This window comes from Pseudomonas sp. GCEP-101, assembly GCF_025133575.1.
Taxonomy (GTDB): domain Bacteria; phylum Pseudomonadota; class Gammaproteobacteria; order Pseudomonadales; family Pseudomonadaceae; genus Pseudomonas; species Pseudomonas nitroreducens_B.
Genome location: NZ_CP104011.1, coordinates 5212444 through 5229890, shown reverse-complemented (window position 1 = coordinate 5229890; position 17447 = coordinate 5212444). Strand labels below are relative to the sequence as shown.

General features: G+C 67.8%; 14 protein-coding genes. 2 read left to right on the top strand and 12 right to left on the bottom strand.

Translation table 11 applies throughout. The features are described from left to right. Positions 1-106 precede the first annotated feature (106 nt). Positions 107-754: an alpha/beta hydrolase gene (locus N0B71_RS23595; protein WP_259755260.1), complete on the top strand. Its 648-nt coding sequence runs from the start codon at positions 107-109 to the stop codon at positions 752-754. Here N0B71_RS23595 and N0B71_RS23590 read toward each other — a convergent pair. From N0B71_RS23590 to N0B71_RS23540, 11 genes are all read right to left on the bottom strand, one after another. Next, on the bottom strand, positions 747-1040 hold the full coding sequence (locus N0B71_RS23590) for a gamma-butyrobetaine hydroxylase-like domain-containing protein (RefSeq protein ID WP_259755259.1): 294 nt from the start codon (positions 1038-1040) through the stop codon (positions 747-749). The two genes, N0B71_RS23595 and N0B71_RS23590, sit on opposite strands and share 8 nt — an antisense overlap. Beyond that, the gene (locus N0B71_RS23585; RefSeq protein ID WP_259755258.1) at positions 1037-2008 is read right to left on the bottom strand and encodes a HEAT repeat domain-containing protein; all 972 of its coding nucleotides are present in this window, start codon (positions 2006-2008) and stop codon (positions 1037-1039) included. Before N0B71_RS23585 ends, N0B71_RS23590 begins: the two co-directional genes overlap by 4 nt. Beyond that, on the bottom strand, positions 2005-2853 hold the full coding sequence (locus N0B71_RS23580; protein ID WP_259755256.1) for an ABC transporter ATP-binding protein: 849 nt from the start codon (positions 2851-2853) through the stop codon (positions 2005-2007). The genes N0B71_RS23585 and N0B71_RS23580 overlap by 4 nt, the downstream gene beginning before the upstream one ends. Then, positions 2850-3638 (bottom strand): ABC transporter permease, encoded by a 789-nt coding sequence (locus N0B71_RS23575; protein WP_259755255.1) that lies wholly within the window; start codon positions 3636-3638, stop codon positions 2850-2852. Before N0B71_RS23575 ends, N0B71_RS23580 begins: the two co-directional genes overlap by 4 nt. 63 nt (positions 3639-3701) lie before the next feature. Next, entirely contained in the window at positions 3702-5108 is a 1407-nt protein-coding gene (locus N0B71_RS23570; RefSeq protein WP_259755254.1) for an ABC transporter substrate-binding protein, read from the bottom strand. A 210-nt stretch (positions 5109-5318) separates the two neighbouring features. Beyond that, the gene (locus N0B71_RS23565; RefSeq protein ID WP_259755253.1) at positions 5319-5564 is read right to left on the bottom strand and encodes a 4Fe-4S dicluster domain-containing protein; all 246 of its coding nucleotides are present in this window, start codon (positions 5562-5564) and stop codon (positions 5319-5321) included. Between the two features lie 245 nt (positions 5565-5809). Continuing rightward, positions 5810-7561: a fumarate reductase/succinate dehydrogenase flavoprotein subunit gene (locus N0B71_RS23560; protein ID WP_259755252.1), complete on the bottom strand. Its 1752-nt coding sequence runs from the start codon at positions 7559-7561 to the stop codon at positions 5810-5812. Further along, positions 7558-8307: a GntR family transcriptional regulator gene (locus tag N0B71_RS23555; protein WP_259755251.1), complete on the bottom strand. Its 750-nt coding sequence runs from the start codon at positions 8305-8307 to the stop codon at positions 7558-7560. The genes N0B71_RS23560 and N0B71_RS23555 overlap by 4 nt, the downstream gene beginning before the upstream one ends. A gap of 393 nt (positions 8308-8700) precedes the next feature. Continuing rightward, positions 8701-9588 carry a TauD/TfdA dioxygenase family protein gene (locus N0B71_RS23550; RefSeq protein ID WP_259755249.1) on the bottom strand — a complete coding sequence of 296 codons (888 nt, stop codon included), beginning with the start codon at positions 9586-9588 and terminating at the stop codon, positions 8701-8703. A gap of 201 nt (positions 9589-9789) precedes the next feature. Further along, positions 9790-10695: a TauD/TfdA dioxygenase family protein gene (locus N0B71_RS23545; protein WP_259755248.1), complete on the bottom strand. Its 906-nt coding sequence runs from the start codon at positions 10693-10695 to the stop codon at positions 9790-9792. A gap of 56 nt (positions 10696-10751) precedes the next feature. After that, positions 10752-13121 carry a TonB-dependent receptor gene (locus N0B71_RS23540; RefSeq protein ID WP_259755247.1) on the bottom strand — a complete coding sequence of 790 codons (2370 nt, stop codon included), beginning with the start codon at positions 13119-13121 and terminating at the stop codon, positions 10752-10754. Between the two features lie 310 nt (positions 13122-13431). On the opposite strand from N0B71_RS23540, the gene N0B71_RS23535 reads away from it, so the two are divergent. Beyond that, positions 13432-14352 carry a LysR family transcriptional regulator gene (locus tag N0B71_RS23535; RefSeq protein WP_259755246.1) on the top strand — a complete coding sequence of 307 codons (921 nt, stop codon included), beginning with the start codon at positions 13432-13434 and terminating at the stop codon, positions 14350-14352. A 993-nt stretch (positions 14353-15345) separates the two neighbouring features. On the opposite strand, the gene N0B71_RS23530 is transcribed toward N0B71_RS23535, so the two are convergent. Then, positions 15346-17445 (bottom strand): HlyD family efflux transporter periplasmic adaptor subunit, encoded by a 2100-nt coding sequence (locus N0B71_RS23530; RefSeq protein WP_259755244.1) that lies wholly within the window; start codon positions 17443-17445, stop codon positions 15346-15348. Positions 17446-17447 lie beyond the last annotated feature (2 nt).

The window sequence follows — 17447 nt, the reverse complement described above, 5'->3', positions numbered from 1 at the left end:
GACGGCCGCGCGCTGCTGTCTGTGCGGGCGCCTGAACGCCCGACGCTGTCTGGCCGCACGCCGTGCCCCTACAATGCCGGCTCCACCCCGCCAACCAGGACGCCCCATGCCCGAAGAAGAACTGCGCAGTACGCAACTGATCGATGGCCCGGCCGGCCAACTGCAATTGCTGATCGACCGGCCTGGCGTGCCGGTGCAGGGCATCGCGCTGATCAGCCACCCGCAGCCGCTGCTCGGCGGTAGCCCCCGGCACCGCGTGCCGCTGACGCTGTCGCGCGCGCTCTGTGGCGCCGGCTGGCTGACCGTGCGGCCGAGCTTCCGTGGCGTGGACGGCAGCGAAGGCGAGTACGCCGACGGTATCGGCGAGGCGCAGGACATGCTCGCGGTGGTGGCGCACCTGCGCGGCGAATATCCGCACCTGCCATTGGCGCTGGTGGGCTTCTCCTTCGGTGCCTATGTGTTCGCCCGCATGGCCGGCGCGGTGTCGCCGCCGGCGGACGCCCTGGTGCTGATGGGTTTGCCGGTCGGCACCGTCCCTGGCGGCCGCGACTACGCGGCGCAGGACGTCCCGGGCGACTGCCTGCTGCTGCATGGCGAGGCGGACGAGATGGCGCCGCTGACCAACCTGCTGGACTGGGCGCGGCCGACGCAGCGCGAGGTGGTGCTCTACGCCGGCGCCGACCACTTCTTCAAGGGCTGCCTGGAGCGCGCCGTCGAACGCGTGCTCGAACACCTGTCCCGCGCGATCAGGTGAGCGCGGGTTGCCCCAGTTCGCGAAGGTATGCCCAGGGGTAGATGCCGCGGTCGTGGCCGTCGTCGAACACCAGTTGCACGCCGTAGCCCTGCAGATTGAGTTGCTGCAGGACGACGCCGGCCGAGACCAGCTCGATGCGTCCGTGCAGGCGCGCCGCCCGGCACTGCGAGCAGGGGCAGGCGCCGCGCAGGCGGGCGAAGCCGATGCACTGTTCGACGCCGTCGTCCCAGCGGATGCGCAGTTCGCCGTCGGCGCTGGAGCGGTGCAGGGCGACCGGCGTGTTCATGCCGATTGCCCCAGTTGGGCCAGGGCGATGCGCACGGCCTTGCGCACCTCCGGGTCGCCGTCGTGCTCGGCGTGGCGCAGGGCGTCGATGGCGTCGCCGCTGCCCAGCTCGCCCAGGGCCAGCGCGGCTTCCTTGCGCAGGTTGCTGATGCCGTGGCCGAGCACGCCCTTCAGGCCTTCCAGCGCCGGCAGGTAGCGCAGCTTGCCCAGCGAGCGGGCGGCGCGCAGGCGCACTTGCCAGAAGTCGTCCTCCAGCGCCTTGACCAGCGCGTCGCCGGCCTCCGGCAGGGCCAGTTTGCCGAGGGTGCCGGCGGCTTCCTCGCGCACTTGCCAGGCCGGGTCGGCCAGCGCCGCCTGCAGGGCCGGCAGCACGCTGGCATCGATGGCCAGGCCGAGTGCGCCGGCCGCCGCGCGGCGCACTTCCGCGTCCGGGTCGTCGCGGGTGAGGCGCGCCAGGTGCGGCAGCGCGTCGGTGCGCTTGAGCCAGCCGAGAATGCCCACGGCCTCGCGGCGCACGCCGGCGTCGCTGTCGGCCAACGCGTTCAGGGCCGGTTCGGCGGCGTCTTCCAGGCGCAGTTCGCGCAGGGCACGCAGGGCGCTGCGGCGGACGAAGATGTCGGCATGGGTCGCCCACGGCAGCAGGCGCACGCCAGCGTCGGCGGTCTTCAGTTCGCTCAGGCTCTGCGCGGCGGCTTCGCGCACGTCTTCGTCATTGTCGGCCAGGGCCTGGCAGAGGGCGTCCACCACCTCGGGTTCTTCCCAGGCTTCCAGCAGCCGCGCGGCCTCGGCGCGGACGCTGGCGGCGGCATCATGGTTCAGCGCATGGGCGAGCCAGGGCAGGCCGTCGGGCTCTTCCAGGTCGGCCAGCTCGATCAGGGCGATGCGGCGCACGCCGGCGTCGGCGTTCTGCAGGCGCGGTTGCAGGTCGAGGATATCGGGGTTGTCGGTGCTGAGGTCGAAGGCTGTCATATGGCGAATCGCGGTATCCGTTGTTGGGTGGGCAGGCCCAGGGGCGTCAGGCGTGGCAGCTGGCGGCCGTCTTCGTGGCGCAGCAGTTCCAGGCAGTGGCGCTTGAGCCGGGAGAATTCAGGCGTGGTGAGCAGGTCGGCGTGGCGCGGGCGCGGGAAGTCGAGGCGGATGTCTTCGAGGATGCGTCCGGGGCGCGGGCTCATCACCAGGATGCGGTCGGCGAGGAACAGCGCTTCGTCGATGTCGTGGGTGATGAACAGCACACTGGTGCGCAGGCGTGTCCAGATGTCCAGCAGCAGCTCCTGCATCATCATCCGCGTCTGCGCATCGAGGGCGCCGAAGGGTTCGTCCATCAGCAGCAGGCGCGGCTGGTTGATCAGCACGCGGGCGATCTCCACGCGCTGCTGCATGCCGCCGGAGAGCTGCGATGGCCAGCGCTGGGCGAAGCCGTTCAGGCCCACCAGCTGGAGCATGTCGTCCGCCTGGCGATGGCGCTCGGCGCGGGGCACGCCGCGCATCTTCAGGCCGAAGGCGACGTTGTCGCGCACCCGCCGCCAGGGCAGCAGGGTGTGGTGCTGGAACACCATGCCGCGCTCCGGCGAGGGGCCGGCGACGCTGGCGCCGTCGACCTCCAGCGTGCCGCCGCTGGGCGCCAGGTGCCCGGCCAGGGCGCCGAGCAGGGTGGACTTGCCGCAGCCGGAGGGGCCGAGCACGCAGACGAACTCGCCGGGCTCGATGGAAAAACTCAGGGATTGCACGGCCTCGAAGGCGTCGCGGCCGCTGCCCAGGTGGATCGACAGGCCGTCGACGCGCACGCGCCCCGGTGCGCTGGCGGGCAGTGTCATGGCTTGCCTCCGGCCTGGCGCTGCCAGGGTGTGACCAGGGCGCCGAGCTGGCGCACCAGCAGGCTGCTGGCCATGCCGAGCACGCCGATCAACAGCATGCCGACGACGATGTCGGGGTAGTTCTGCAAGGTGTAGGACTCCCAGGTGTAGTAGCCGATGCCCCATTGCCCGGAGATCATCTCGGCGGTCACCAGGCAGAACCACGAGGTGCCCATGCCGATGGCAAGCCCGGTGACGATGCTCGGCGCCGCGCCCGGCAGCACCACTTCGCGCAGCAGCGCCAGGCGGCTTGCGCCGAGGCTGCGGGCGGAGGCGAGCAGGCGCGGGTCCACCGCTTCGACGCCGTGGATGGTGTTGAGCAGGATGGGGAACAGCGCGCCGGTGAAGGTGATGAAGATCATCGACAGTTCGGAGCTGGGGAACATCAGGATCGCCAGCGGAATCCACGCCACCGCCGGGATCGGCCGCAGCACTTCCAACGGCGGCAGCAGGCTGTCGCGCGCCCAGCGCCCACGGCCGATGATCAGCCCGAGGAGGATGCCGGCGAGCGCCGCCAGCAGGTAGCCGGCGAGCACCCGCAGCAGGCTGCTGCCCAGGTGGCGGCCGAGCTTGCTCGATTGCGCGAGGTTCCAGGCGGCGTCCAGCACGTCGCGCGGGCCGGGCACGTTGGCGAAGGTGACCACGCCGAGGTTCACGTGGCGCGCACTGAGCACCTGCCAGAGCGCGAGGCAGGCCAGCAGCGAGGCCAGGCGCAGGCTCCAGCGGGTGAGGGTGGTGCTGTTCATCGGCTTGTCTCCGCAGCCCCGGCGCGTGGCCGCCGGGGCTGTTGTTCAGGGTTGGCTGCCGGTTCAGCGGCTGGCTACGGCCTGCTGGCTGGCGGCGGCGAAGTCGGCGACCTCGCCACCGTGCTGGCGGGCGAAGGCGTCGGCCTGTTCGCGCAGCAGGAAGGCATCCAGCGCGCCGTCCTTGCCGCGGACGAACCAGGCCTGCCCGGCGAGCAGCTTGATGCCGCTGTCGCTGGCCTGGGCGTACACCGCGCGGATGTCCTTGCCCTGTTGCTTGAGTTCGGCCAACTGGCCCAGCGCTTCCTTGGCGGACGCATAGCTGCGCACCTTCGCCTCGCCACGCACCCAGATCTGCGCGACCTTGCGGGTGTCGGTGATCGGCTGGTGGGTCAGTGCGTCGTTGCCCAGCAGCGGTTGCTGCGCGTAGTTCTTCAGCGCCTGCTCATAGTCGGCACCGGAGGCCTTGAAGGCGGCGCGGATGTAGCGGTCGTCGACGAACTGCTCGACGTTCAACCCGCGGTCGGCCTTCTTCAGCAGCTTCAGGGTGTCGATGGCGGTGGCCACGGCCTGGCGGTATTCCGGCTTCCAGGTCAGGTCGCGGGTCTGCAGGCCGAGCGGGCCGTGGAACAGGTAGTTCACCTCGGCGGGAATGCCGGCGACCTTCTCGATCAGCTCGCTGTATTTCTCCGGCTCCTTCGCCAGCAGCTGGTTGGCTTCAAAGGTGGCGCGCAGGTAGGCCTCGACGATTTCCGGGTACTTCTGCGCGTAGTCCGCTTCCACCAGCGCGCCGTGGAAGGTCGGCGCCTTGGCCTGGGAGCCGTCGTAGATCTTGCGGGCGATGCCGCGGCTTTCGAACAGCTCGGCGAAGGGCACGAAGTCGGCGTGGGCGGCGATCTTGTTGGCCTGCAGGGCGGAGCCGGCGACCTCCGGCGGCTGCGCGATGATGGTGACGTCCTTCTCCGGGTCCCAGCCTTGCGCGGCGATGGCGCGCAGCAGCAGGCCGTGGGCGGTGGAGGCGAAGGGGACGGAAATGGTCTGGCCCTTGAGCTCGGCCAGCGACTGCACCGTGGACGCGGCAGGGACGACGATGCCGTTGCCGCTGCCTTCGATGCTGCCCGAGAGCACGCTGATGAACAGGCTGCGCTTGCCGGCGGCCTCGTGGGCGACGCCGTTGAGCGAGCCGGGGAAGTCGGCCATGGCGCCGAAGTCGAGCTTGCCGGCGAGCATCTCGTTGGTCAGCGGCGCGCCACTGGTGAAGTTCTTCCACTGCACGTCGTACTGCGCGTCCTTGTACTGGCCGTCGTGGGGCAGGTACTTGTCGAGCAGGCCGAGTTCGCGGATCAACAGGCCGCCGGCGGCGCAGTTGATGGTGGTGTCCTGGGTGCCGATGGCGACGCGAATCGTCTCTGCCTGGGCGGTGATGCTGGCGACGGCCAGCGCGAGGCCGGCCAGGGTGGTGCGCAAGGTCATGGGTGTTCCCCTCGAATCATCAGTGTTGGAATCGTCTCCGCCGCGGGTCTGCGGTGGGAAACGAGGGGCGGTGCATCAGGCGTCCGGCGGTGCGGCCGGATGGCTTTTCTTATTGGGTTTTTCGTAGGAGCGAGCTTGCTCGCGAACGCTCCTCTGCCGGCTGTTGTTCGCGAGCAAGCTCGCTCCTACAAGAGCAGCGGCGCTGCGGGTTCAACGCAGCAGGTACGGAATCTCGACCTTCACCGCGCCGGTCGGGCAGTCCTTTTCGCAGGGCATGCAGTACCAGCATTCGTCGAAGGCCATGTAGGCCTTCTGGGTGGTGGGGTTGATCGCCAGCAGGTCCATCGGGCAGACCTCGACGCAGACGGTGCAGCCCTTGTCGGCGATGCACTTGTCCTCGTCCACCGTCACCGGGGCGCTGGAGCGGAAGAAGATTTCCTGGGGTTGGTAGGCCATTGCACGCGGTCCTCATGGTGTTGCTTGCCGGCCGTCGTGGCGGCGGGCTGATTCTGTTCGGTGTTCCTGGGCGGTTCTGGTGCTCGGACCTTCCCTCACCCCAGCCCTCTCCCAGAGGGAGAGGGGGCCGTTCGGTGGGGGTGGAAAGCACCGAGTCAGCCGGCGAGCGCCGATCCATTCGCCGCTCAGGAGAGTCCCCTCTCCCTCCGGGAGAGGGTTAGGGTGAGGGGCCTTTGCGGCCGTCTCTACGCCGCCTCGCTCTTCACCCGCAGCTTCTCGTAAGCCTGCTGCTCATCCTCATCCAGCGCGATCACGTAGGGCTCGATGGGTTTCTTGAAGCTGGTCATCGCGCCGTCCTCGCCCTTCTTCAGGTGCGCATGGCAGAACCACTCGGCGTCGTTGCGCAGCGGGTAGTCCACGCGGTGGTGGTACAGCCCCCAGCGGCTCTCGGTACGGAACAGCGAGGCGCGGGCGGCCATCTCGGCGCAGTCGCGGATCACGCTGACTTCCATGGCGCGCATCAGCTCGTGGGGGTTGTTGGCCTTCATCTGGTCCAGGTCGTGGGCGATCTCGGCGAAGCGCTGCAGGCCGATCTCCATCTTCTTGGTCACCTTGGGCGGCTGCAGGTAGTCGTTGACCATCCGCCGCAGCTTGTATTCCACCTGCGCCGGCGGCAGGCCGTGCTCGCGACGGAGCGGGGCGAAGACGCGTTCGCGCTCGCGCTCGACCTGCCCGCTATCGACCTCGCTGAACTCGCGCCCGGCCACGTACTGCGCGGCGTTGGCGCCGGCGAACCAGCCGTAGGTGAAGGCGCCGAGCATGTAGTTGTGCGGCACCGCGGCCATGTCGCCGGCCGAATACAGGCCCCTCACGCTGGTCTCGGCCTTCTCGTTGACCCACACGCCCGAGGCCGAATGGCCGGAGCAGAAGCCGATCTCGGAGATGTGCATTTCCACCATCTGCTGGCGGTAGTCGGTGCCGCGCCCGGCGTGGAACTGGCCGCGGCTGGGGCGTTCGTTGCTGTGGAGGATTTCCTCGATGGTCTGGATGGTTTCCTCGGCCAGGTGGTCCAGCTTGAGGAACACCGGGCCGTTGCCGCCTTCGAGTTCCTGGTGGAACTCCCACATCATCTGGCCGCTCCAGTAGTCGCACTCGATGAAGCGCTCGCCCTTGCTGTTGGCGGTGTAGCCGCCCAGCGGGCCGGTGACGTAGGCGCAGGCTGGGCCGTTGTAGTCCTTGATCAGCGGGTTGATCTGGAAACATTCCAGGTTCGACAGCTCCGCACCGGCGTGGTACGCCATGGCGTAGCCGTCGCCGGCGTTGGTGGGGTTCTCGTAGGTGCCCATCAGGTAGCCCGACGACGGCAGGCCCAGGCGCCCGGCGGCGCCGCAGGCGAGCACCACGGCCTTGGCGCGGATCACCTGGAATTGCGCGGTGCGGCAGTCGAAGCCGAGCAGGCCGTTGACCGCGCCCTCGGCGTCGGTGAGCAGGCGGGTGACCACCAGGCGGTTGGTGATCTCGATGCGCGCACGCTTGAGCTGGCGGTACAGCACCTTCTTGATGTCGTGGCCCTCGGGCATGGGCAGCACGTAGGCGCCCATGTGGTGGACCTTCTTCACCGCGTAGTCGCCGACCTCGTCCTTCTCGAACTTCACGCCCCAGCGGTCCAGCTGCTGCAGGGTCTCGAAGCTGTGGGTGGCGTAGGCGTAGACCGCCGCCTGGTTGACGATGCCGTCATTGGCGACGGTGATTTCCTTGGTGTACTGCTCGGGCGTGGCGTGGCCGGGGATGATGGCGTTGTTCAGGCCGTCCATGCCCATGCTGATGGCGCCGCTGCGCTTCACGTTGGCCTTGTCCACCAGCAGCACGCGTAGCTCGCGGTTGGCTTCCTTGGCCTTGATCGCCGCCATCGGGCCGGCGGTGCCGCCGCCGATCACCACGATGTCGTAGGCGAGGTGCTTGTCCTCGGGAACCTGGGAAAGGTCGAACTGGCTCATGGCTGTTGTTCCTTGTGGCGGTCGATGCGCAGGCGGTACTGGAAGGCATCGCCGCGGTAGTAGAGGTGTTCGTAGTCCAGCGGGGTGCCGTCGGCGGTGTGGGTCAGGCGCTCGATGCGCATCACCGGCGAGCCTTCCTCTACCTCCAGCGCGCGGGCCAGTTCGGCGTCGGCGAGGATGGCGTCGATGGCGAGATCGGCGTGGCCCAGGGGCAGGGCGCAGTCGTTCTCCAGGATCAGGAAGATGTCGCGGCTGACCAGGTCGGCCTTCTCCAGGCGCTTGCCGACGGCCTCGGGCAGCCAGGTGATCTCCAGCGAGACCAGCTCGCGGTTGACCAGGCGGGCGCGCTTGATCTGCACCACGTTGTCGCCCTCGGCGACCTGCAGCCGGGCGGCGACCTGGGCGTCGGCCGGCACGGTCTTGAAGCTGCGCAGGCGGTTGATCACCTCATAGCCGCGCTGGCTCATGGATTCACCCAGGCCCTGCAGGGTGCTGACGTTCTGGAATGCCTTGGGCTTGGCGACGAAGGTGCCCTTGCCGTGGATCTTGAAGATCAGCCCTTCCTTCTGCAGATCGCCCAGCGCCTGGCGCACGGTGATGCGGCTGACCTCGAAGGCCTTGCCCAGCTCGGCCTCGGAGGGCATGCGGCTGAGCGGCGGGTAGGTGCCGTCGAGGATGCGCGTGCGCAGCAGTTCCTTGAGCTGGCTGTACAGGGGAACGGGGGAGAGCGGGAGGAGTTCGGCCATAGTTCATAACTTGTTATGACGAGTTGGCGGAACTATAAAAGGAATAATTGATTCAGGACAAGAATCGATTTTGCATAAGCATAGAGAGCGTTTTCTCCAGAGCTTTTCGGGGATTGCGGCAGATATCGCTGGCGCGTATTCACCACGGGGCTGGAGGTTCCTACAAAAATCAAAAGCCCCTCACCCTAACCCTCTCCCGCGAGCGGGAGAGGGGACTGTCCTGAGCGGTTCTGAAATCGGCGCTCGCCGGGTGACTTCATTTTTGCCAATCGCACCGAACGGCCCCCTCTCCCTTTGGGAGAGGGCTGGGGTGAGGGCAAGTCTCGCCGCGGATACTCCGGTTCGTAGGGCGCATAACCCGCCAGCGTTATCCGCCGCGCGGGGGACGGTGCCTCAGAACGGCCGGCTGCCGGACAGGCTGATGCGCTTCAGGCGGCGCTTCTCGCTCGCCGGGAAGGCATTGCGGCCATGCAGCACCGCCTGGTTGTCCCACCAGACGATGTCGCCCACCGACCACTTGTGGCTGTAGGTCAGCTCCGGCTTCTGCAGGTGTTCGCGCAGCTTTTCCACCAGCGCGGCGCCCTGTTGCGGGTCGGCGCCGGGGATTTCCACCTCGGTGTGCACGGAGAGGAACAGCACGCGCTTGCCGCTCTCGGGGTGGGTGCGCACCAGCGGGTGCTCGGTGCCCTGGATGGGCTCGATGTCCGGGGTGCGGTAGCGCACGAAGGTGCCGTTGTAGCCGCCGCTCTTCAGGCGAATGAACGGGTTGTAGTTGATCAGCCTGAGCGGATCGATCTCGGCGCGGGTCGCCTCGTCCAGGGTTTCGTAAGCGCGGGCGAGGTTGGTGAACTGGGTTTCGCCACCGGTTTTCGGCACCTCCAGCGCATAGAGGAAGGAGCCGGAGGAGGGCACCGGCGTCCACTGGTGGTCGACGTGGGCCGGCAGGGCGAAGTTGCCCAGTTCGCCGTCCTCGGTGTTGGCTACCTTGACGATGTCCGGCGCCTTACCATCGGCGCCGGAGGACAGCACCGGCACGTCCGCTGGCGGCTGGAACACCGCGCCGAACAGGGTGGCGAAGCGCAGGTATTGCTGATCGTCCAGTTGCTGGTCCTTGAAGATCAGGATGTGGTGCTCGCGGTGGGCCTGCTTGATCGCCAGGATCTGTTCCGGCGTCAGCGGCTCGCGGGCGTCCAGACCGCGGACTTCGGCGCCCAGCGGGGCGTCGAGGGGGACGATGGCGAAGGGTTCGGGGGTGGATTGCTGGAGGGCGGATTGGGTCATCTTGCAGTGCTCCGTTCAGGCATGGGCGGCCCTCTCCCTAACCCTCTCCCTGAAGGGAGAGGGGACTGGATCGGTGCCAGGCGAAACCACGTGCCAGTCCTGCGCCGACGTAGCAGGACCGCACGGGAGATACGCTTCAATCGGATACTCCCTCTCCCTTCAGGGAGAGGGCTGGGGAGAGGGTTCGGCGGCAGAGGACCTTCAAACCTTCTTGATCGTCCGGCTGCGCTGCCCGTCGATACCCACCGGCACATCGCCTTCGAGGGTCACGCGGCGCACGATGCGCGGCTGGATGCCGTAGTCGTCCACGGCGTAGTGCTGGGTCGCGCGGTTGTCCCAGATGGCCACGTCGCCCGGCTGCCAGCGCCAGCGCACGGTGTTCTCCAGGCGGGTGACGTGGCCCTGCAGCACCGCGAACAGGTGCGCCGAGTCATGCTGCGAGAGGCCCTTCAGGCGCTTGACGAAATGCCCCAGCAGCAGGGTCCGCTCGCCACTGACCGGGTGCACGCGCACCACCGGGTGTTCGGTTTCGTAGACGGTAGAGGTGAAAATCTTGCGGTACTCCTCCAGGCGCGCCGGGTCGACGTTCGGGCGCACGCTGGCGTAGTCGTACTCGTTGCTGTGCACCGCCCACAGCGAGTCGGCCAGCGCCTTGAGTTCCGGCGACAGGTCGTCGTAAGCCGTGGCGGTGTTGGCCCATACGGTGTCGCCGCCGGCCTCGGGAGCGACCACGTTGCGCAGGATCGAAGCCTTGGGGTAAGCCTCGACGAAGGTCACGTCGGTGTGCCAGGAATTGGCGCGGCGGCCCTGGGCACCGTCCAGCTCCAGCAGGTAGTGGGTGCCGTCCTGCACCGGCACGGTGGGGTGCGCCACCGGCTTGCCGAGCAGGTGGGCGAAGGCCTCCTGGCCCTGGTCGTCCAGCTGCGTCTGGCCGCGGAAGAAGATCACCTTGTGCTTGACCAGCGCCGCCTGGATGGCGTCGACGGTGGCAGCGTCCAGCTCGCCGGAGAGCGTCACGCCACGGATCTCCGCGCCGATGCGCCCGGCGACCGGGTGGATGTCCAGATTGACGAGGTCTTGCTTGATAGCCTGTGCTGCGTTGCTCATCTCATCGTCCTCTTGCTGTGCAATGGCGCCGCGCACTCTGTCGCGGCGGATGGGGATCAGAAGTCGTAGCGAACCGAGGCGCCCAGCGTGCGCGGCTGCCCCACCGAGGCGGTGTAGGAGCCGTTGATGCTGGCGAAGGCGGCCAGGTAGTAGTCCTTGTCGAAGGCGTTCTTCAGCCAGACGGAGGCGTCCAGCTGGCCGTCGCCGATGTCCTTGCGCAGGCCGACGGAGAAGTTCGCCAGGCCGTAGCCGTCGATCTTCGAGAGGTCGGAGTTGTCCAGCGTGCCTTCGGCCTCGGAGCGGTAGGAGTAGCTGCCGGTCACGTAGGGGCGGATGCCGTCGTCGAGGTTCCAGGCATACTCGCCGTTGAGGTTGGCGATCCACTTCGAGGCGCCGACCACGCGCTGGCCGGTGAGGTCGCAGGTGGCCGGGGCATTGGGTTGAGTGGAGACTTCCGCCGGGCACGGGGCGTCCTTGAAGGACAGGTAGGTAACGTCGTTGTAGGAGCCGTTGAAGTTCAGCGTCAGGCCGCGGATCGGCAGGGCGGTCGCCTCGAACTCCAGGCCGCGCGAGCGCACACTGCCGGCGTTGGAGAGCACCGAGACCAGCTGGGTCGAGCCCGGCGGCTGGTACAGGGTGGTCGCCTGGTAGCCGTGGATGCCGGTCCAGAAAATGTTGGTGTTGAGCTGCAGGCGGTTGTCGAACAGGGTGGTCTTGATCCCCAGTTCGGCGTCGTTGGCGCGCTCCGGGCCGACCAGCAGCGAGTCCGCGCCCGCGGTCGGGGCGCTGGCCACGGCCAGGTTCACGCCGCCGGATTTCTCGCCGTGGGACAGCGAGGCATAGCCCAGCAGGTCGTCGGTGAACTGGTAGCTCAGGCTCAGCAGCGCCGAGGGGGCGAAGCTGTACAGGCTCAGGTCACCCGAGTCGTAGGCGCCCAGCTGGTTGCGCCGCACCACCGCGCCGACGCCGGTCACCGGCGCGCCGCCCACCGGCGAGAAGCGCTCGACCTTGGCGTCCTTCTCCTCGTAGGTGCCGCGCAGGCCGGCGGTGAAGTCCAGCTTGTCGGTGAGGTGCCAGGTGCCCTGGGCGAACAGCGCGAAGCTGTCGGTGTTGATCTTGCCGTTGGCTTTCGAATAGGTGTTGTTCAGCGCATTCAGGTTGGTGCCCAGCAGGTAGCGGTCGGCGAGCGGGCCGTAGTCGGTGAAGGTTTTGTTGCCCAGGTTCTGGTTGAACGCGTAGGCGCCCAGCACATAGTCGAAGAAGCCGCCGGTGGGCGAGGCCAGGCGGATTTCCTGGGAGAACTGGCGGTCGTGGACTTCCACGCCGGTGTTGTTGATCGCCGAGACGTTGAGCTGCTCGTCGTTGGCCGGGGTGAAGTGCCAGTAGCGATAGGCGCTGATGGAGGTCAGCTTGTAGCCGCCGTTGAGGTTCCAGTTGGCCTCCACCGAGCTGCCGCCCTGGTGCACGCTGACATGCTGGCGGCTGTTGATGTTGACCTTGTGCCGGTCCGGATCGCGGATCGGCGAGGCGCCCACCGCGGCGGCGCGCTGCCAGAAGCGGTCGGCGGCGCCGTACACCACCATGCTGCCGTTGCTGGAATCCTCCTCGTTGTAGTCGTTGATCCAGCGCAGGTCGAAGTCCTCGTTGGGCTTGAACAGCAGTTGCCCGCGGATGCCCTGGCGCTCGCCGCCGTTGAGGTAGTTGTCGTCGTGGATGTTCTTGATGTAGCCATCGTCGCGGGTGCGGTAGGCCGACACGCGCCCGGCCAGGGTGTCGGTCAGCGCGCCGGAAACGGTGCCCTTGCCCTGGAAGTAGCCGTCCTGCCCGCCGGAGACTTCCACGCTGCGCTCGGGGGTGAAGGTGGGCGCGCGGGTGGTGATGTTCAGCACGCCGGCGGTGGTGTTCTTGCCGAACAGCGTGCCCTGCGGGCCGCGCAGCAGTTCCAGCTGCTCGATGTCCAGCAGGTCGAACACCGCCATGCCGGGACGGCCGAGGTAGACGTTGTCCAGGTAGACCCCGGCGCTGCCTTCCAGGCCGTCGCTGGCCGGGTTGTTGCCGATGCCGCGCACCGCGATGCTCGACTGCCGCGCATGGATGAAGGCGACGTTCACGCTGGGCAGGATCTGCTGCAGGTCCTGCACCTTGTAGACGCGCTGGGTTTCCAGGGTTTCGCCGCCGACCACGGTGATCGGCGTGGGTACTTTCTGCGAGTCTTCCTCGCGGCGGCGGGCGGTCACGGTGACCTTGCCCAGGGTAGCGTCGGCCTTGGCCGGCGCAGCGCTGACCGGCGTGCTGGTGTCACTGCTGTTACCGCCGTCCTCGGCTTCCTCGGCGAATACCGGCAGCGCGCCGCCCAGGGCCAGCAGGACGATGGCGTAGCGCAGCCGGTGAAGTTTGAAGGGGAAGGGCGAATGTCTAAAAGTCATGCTGTGTCCTTATCTGCCGGCGCCAATCGCGGGCAAAACGGGGCCGCGCCACGCAGCAGTGGCGAACGACGTTTTCAGTGGGGTTGAAGCGGCTTTTTGCTGTCAGCGACAGCGCGACAGGCACATTCGCGAGGAAAGGAGGTGCAAGGCTGGCATCGGGCGACTCCTGGTCTGAGCTATATTCTTAGTTCATAAAAGAATAGATGTTTGTTTTATTCTTCGTTGACGGAATAAGAGCTTGCATTTAAAACCAGCGCATACGAAAGCGGCAAATGCCTTTGCCCACTATTTTCAATGCCGGAAATGCATCATGGATTTGCGCCAACTCCGCTACTTCATTGCCCTCAACGAACACCGCAGCTTCGTTCGCGCCGCCGATGCCATGGGCATCACCCAGCCGGCGTTCAGCCGCAGCATCCAGGGCCTGGAGCAGGAACTGGGCTGCCGCCTGGTGGACCGCGGCAGCAAGGACCTGCGCCCCACCCCCGAGGGGCAGGTGGTGCTGCAGCACGCGCTGAGCCTGGTGCAGGGCGCCAACAACCTGAGCCATGCGGTGGCCCGGCTGAACAAGCTGGATTCGGGCGAGCTGCGCTTTGGCAGCGGCCCGGCGCCGGCGCAGAAGCTGGTGTCCGATGCGGTGGCGCGCTTCGTCCAGCGCTACCCGCGCATCCACATCCAGTTCGGCGTGGACAACTGGGAGCGCCTGGCGCGCAGCCTGAGCCGCGAGGAGATCGAGTTCTTCGTCGCCGACATCCGTCATTTCGAGGCCGACCCGAACTTCCAGACCCGCGCGCTGAAACCGCGCAGCGGCCTGTTCTTCTGCCGCGAGGGGCACCCGTTGCTGGCCAAGGAAAGCCTCTCCACCAACGACATGTTCGCCTACCCGCTGGCGGCCACGCTGATCCCGCCCAGCGCGCGGAAGATGCTCGCCAACCTCAGCGGCAAGATCGACATCACCACCAACGTGCAGTGCGAGGACATGGCCTCGCTGGTGCGCATCGTCGGCCAGACCGATGCCATCGGCATCGCCGTGGAAGAGGCGCTGAGCGAGCCGATGGCCCGCGGTGAACTGGTGCGCCTGCATTTTCGCAACCTGCCGCAGAACGTCGACATCCTCCAGGCTCGCTGCGGCATCGTCACCCGCAGCGGCGACCGCCTCTCGGCGGCGGCACGGGCGATGATCGAGCTGCTGGTGGACCTGGATGCGGGAGTGAAGAGCGAAGTGGCGTAGGCCCCCATTGTAGGAGCGGGCCATGCCCGCGAACCGCCGGCAGGGCCGGCGCTCGGCTCTGACGTCATGGCTGTGAGCGCCGGCAACCAGATGGATTTCGCGGATAAATCCGCTCCTACAAGAGCCTGTGCACCCCTGTAGGGCGGGCCATGCCCGCGATCCGCCGGCAGGGCCGGCGCCCTGTTCGTGCTCGAATGGCGATCCTGTTTGGCTGCGTCGACTTGAGCATTTCCGCGCCGCTTCGGCGTATGCGCAGGCTTCCTGTTTCGCCCCCTCGGGCGAGTTACTTTCTCAAACGACAGAAAGTAACCAAAGGTCTTGCCCCGGACATCCGGTTTTTCGCTCAGGCGAAAAATACCCTCGCTCCATCGCAGTTCCAGGGGCACGCCGCGACGGGCCATCCCTGGCCCATCGCGGCTCTCGCGGCATCCATGCCGCTCAACCCCTGGAACTCCGATTCCTCTCGGCCTCCTGAACGGGGCGGTCGGAGTGTTCGGGTGTTTTCCTGGAAGTCTTCAAAGCCAATGCCAAAGCCAGGCCGTCGCGCAGTCGCTCTTCGTAGGAGCGAGCTTGCTCGCGAACCCATGGCACCCCTGTAGGAGCGGGCCATACCCGCGATTCGTCGGCAGAGCCGATGATTAGCCCTGGCGCCATGCCTGCGAGCGTCTGCCGGCGGGAAGATTTCGCGGATGAATCCGCTCCTACAAGAGCCAGCGCCATGCCCACCTGTAGGAGCGGGCCATGCCCGCGATCCGTCGGCAGGGCCGGCGGCAGCCCTGGTGACAGGCCTTTGAGCGTCCGGCGGTCTGATGGACTTCGCGGACAAGGTCCGCTCCTACGAGAGCCAGCGCCAGCCGGCAAGGTCGGTGCCGGAGCGGGTCGCGAGCATGGCTCGCTCCTACAGGGAGGCGTGGCGGGGGAGTTCGCGGACAAGGGCCGCTCCTACGGGGCGGGCGTGCGGGCGGTGTCCGCAATCGGCAGTGCCAGGCGCTGCTAGAACCCGCTCTCCCGCAATGCCACTGCCAGCAGTCGCGTGAATCCTTCGCCCAGCCAGCTGCGCCGTGCGCCTTCGATCTGCAGGTGGCCGCGGGTTTCGTGCAGGCCCGGTGGGGCGCCGTCGAGTCGGACCAGGACATGAAACAGCGCCGGGTTGGGGACCAGGGCCTCGCCCTGCGGGTTGACGTTCAGCGGGCCGCCGTAGCGCGAGGCGAGCATCGGGTGCTCCAGCTGGCTGATGCGGGTGGTGCCGATCAGTACCACCTGGCCATCGATGGGGCGCGGCACGCCCTCGGGGTAGAAACGCACCTGGCCGCCGTCGGTGAGGCGCTGCACTTCGTCCTGCTTGACGTACGCGTCCACCAGCCAGTGTCGAGGGTCCACCAGCACGCCGATGGGCTCGCGGGTGTTGATCCACTGGCCGGGCTTCCAGTCCGGGTTCACGTCCAGCCAGCGGCCGGCGAAGGGTGCCTGCAGGTTGAGACGCGCCATTTCCTTGCGGGCGGCGCGGGCCTGCTGGTACTCCACGCCCAGGCGCTGGCGGGTGACAGCGTCTTCGGAAAGGCCCGACGGGTCGGCCAGCATGCCGGCCAGGCGGCCCTGGTAACCGCGGATGCTCGCCTCGCTGCCGACCACCTTGGCGGCGATGTCCGGCTCTTCCATCACCGCCAGCGTCTCGCCCTGGCTGACTTCGCCGCCGGGCCGCAGGTCGCGCAGCAGCGCGGGGAAGGGCGCGTAGACGTGCAGTTGCTGCGCCGCGCGGGCCACGCCGATGGCGTGTACCTGGGTGCGCCAGGGGATGGCGAGCAGCAGGACGAGGGCGCCGAGCAGCGCGAGGAACACCCACTTGCGTCGCGGCTTCACGTGCGCGCGGCGCTGCCACCAGACCTTGAGTTCGCGCCACACGGGCTGAACGATGAACCAGCTGATTTCCACGGCGAACAGGAAGATCCCCAGTAGTTTGAAGAAGAAGTAATAGACCGCCACGGCGATGCCGAGGAACAGCAGCAGCCGGTACACCCAGGTGCCGAAGGCGAAGGCCACCAGCAGCCGGCGCTTGCCGGTGGGGAAGTGCTCCGGCCAGGGCTCGTCGAGGCCCAGCAGGGTGCGCCGCAGGGTGATGCGGGCGAGGGCGCCGGCGCGCTCGTGCAGGTTGGGGAAGTCCAGCAGGTCGGAGACGATGAAGTAGCCGTCGAAGCGCATGAAGGGGCTGGCGTTCAGTGCCAGCGACAGCGCCCAGCTGGTGGTGGCCAGGTACAGCAGGGCGTTGCGCAGCGGGCCGGGGTCGGCCAGTGCCCAGCCGAGGGTCGACAGCCCGGCCAGGCCCAGTTCGGTAATGATTCCTGCGCTGGCGATCGCCAGGCGCTGGCGGTTGCTGCGCAGCTTCCAGCTTTCGCCGGTGTCGGTGTAGAGCATCGGCCACATCACCACGAAGGCGATGCCCATGTGCGCGACCTTCAAGCCCAGCCGCGTCGCTACCAGCGCATGCCCCAGCTCGTGCAGTGTCTTGGCCACCAGCAGCGCGGCGGCGAAGCTGAGCAGGCCCTCGAGAGAGAAGGATTCCACCACGTCATGGGTGAAGGTGTCCCACTGGTGCGCCACCAGGACGATGCCGGCGAGGCTGAGCAGCAGCACCAGCATCGCCACGTAGCGGTTGAACAGCCAGTCGAGGCTGCCGGCAATGGCGCGCAGGAAGCGCTGCGGGCGGACCAGCGGAATACGGAAGAACAGGTAGTGGTGCAGCCACCAGTTCCAGGTCGTCCATTGCCTGCCCTGGCTGCGCGCGGCCAGGCGCGCCAGGGCTTCCGGGCCGGGGCGCAGCAGCTGGTGGTTCTCCAGGAACTGGCGAAAGCCCAGGACCTGTTCGGCGTCGGGCTTGAGCGCGGTCTGTTCGGCGATCTGCTCGCTGATCTGCCGTGGCGTCTGCTCCCAGCGCAGCAGGCATTCGAACTCCAGCCAGCCAATGCGGTAGAAGCGGTTGAGCACGCTGTCCTGGATCACCCACACCGGCTCGCCGTCCGGGCCGGGCGCGGCTTCGTCCAGGCGCAGGTCGTCGCGCAGCGGCGGGGTGGGCAGGTCTTCGGCGGCGATGTCCATGG

Bases quoted from the DNA above. Each gene is read 5' to 3' on its own strand.
- N0B71_RS23595 (WP_259755260.1), top strand. From the start codon at position 107: ATGCCCGAAGAAGAACTGCGCAGTACGCAACTGATCGATGGCCCGGCC.
- N0B71_RS23590 (WP_259755259.1), bottom strand. From the start codon at position 1,040: ATGAACACGCCGGTCGCCCTGCACCGCTCCAGCGCCGACGGCGAACTG.
- N0B71_RS23585 (WP_259755258.1), bottom strand. From the start codon at position 2,008: ATGACAGCCTTCGACCTCAGCACCGACAACCCCGATATCCTCGACCTG.
- N0B71_RS23580 (WP_259755256.1), bottom strand. From the start codon at position 2,853: ATGACACTGCCCGCCAGCGCACCGGGGCGCGTGCGCGTCGACGGCCTG.
- N0B71_RS23575 (WP_259755255.1), bottom strand. From the start codon at position 3,638: ATGAACAGCACCACCCTCACCCGCTGGAGCCTGCGCCTGGCCTCGCTG.
- N0B71_RS23570 (WP_259755254.1), bottom strand. From the start codon at position 5,108: ATGACCTTGCGCACCACCCTGGCCGGCCTCGCGCTGGCCGTCGCCAGC.
- N0B71_RS23565 (WP_259755253.1), bottom strand. From the start codon at position 5,564: ATGGCCTACCAACCCCAGGAAATCTTCTTCCGCTCCAGCGCCCCGGTG.
- N0B71_RS23560 (WP_259755252.1), bottom strand. From the start codon at position 7,561: ATGAGCCAGTTCGACCTTTCCCAGGTTCCCGAGGACAAGCACCTCGCC.
- N0B71_RS23555 (WP_259755251.1), bottom strand. From the start codon at position 8,307: ATGGCCGAACTCCTCCCGCTCTCCCCCGTTCCCCTGTACAGCCAGCTC.
- N0B71_RS23550 (WP_259755249.1), bottom strand. From the start codon at position 9,588: ATGACCCAATCCGCCCTCCAGCAATCCACCCCCGAACCCTTCGCCATC.
- N0B71_RS23545 (WP_259755248.1), bottom strand. From the start codon at position 10,695: ATGAGCAACGCAGCACAGGCTATCAAGCAAGACCTCGTCAATCTGGAC.
- N0B71_RS23540 (WP_259755247.1), bottom strand. From the start codon at position 13,121: ATGACTTTTAGACATTCGCCCTTCCCCTTCAAACTTCACCGGCTGCGC.
- N0B71_RS23535 (WP_259755246.1), top strand. From the start codon at position 13,432: ATGGATTTGCGCCAACTCCGCTACTTCATTGCCCTCAACGAACACCGC.
- N0B71_RS23530 (WP_259755244.1), bottom strand. From the start codon at position 17,445: ATGGACATCGCCGCCGAAGACCTGCCCACCCCGCCGCTGCGCGACGAC.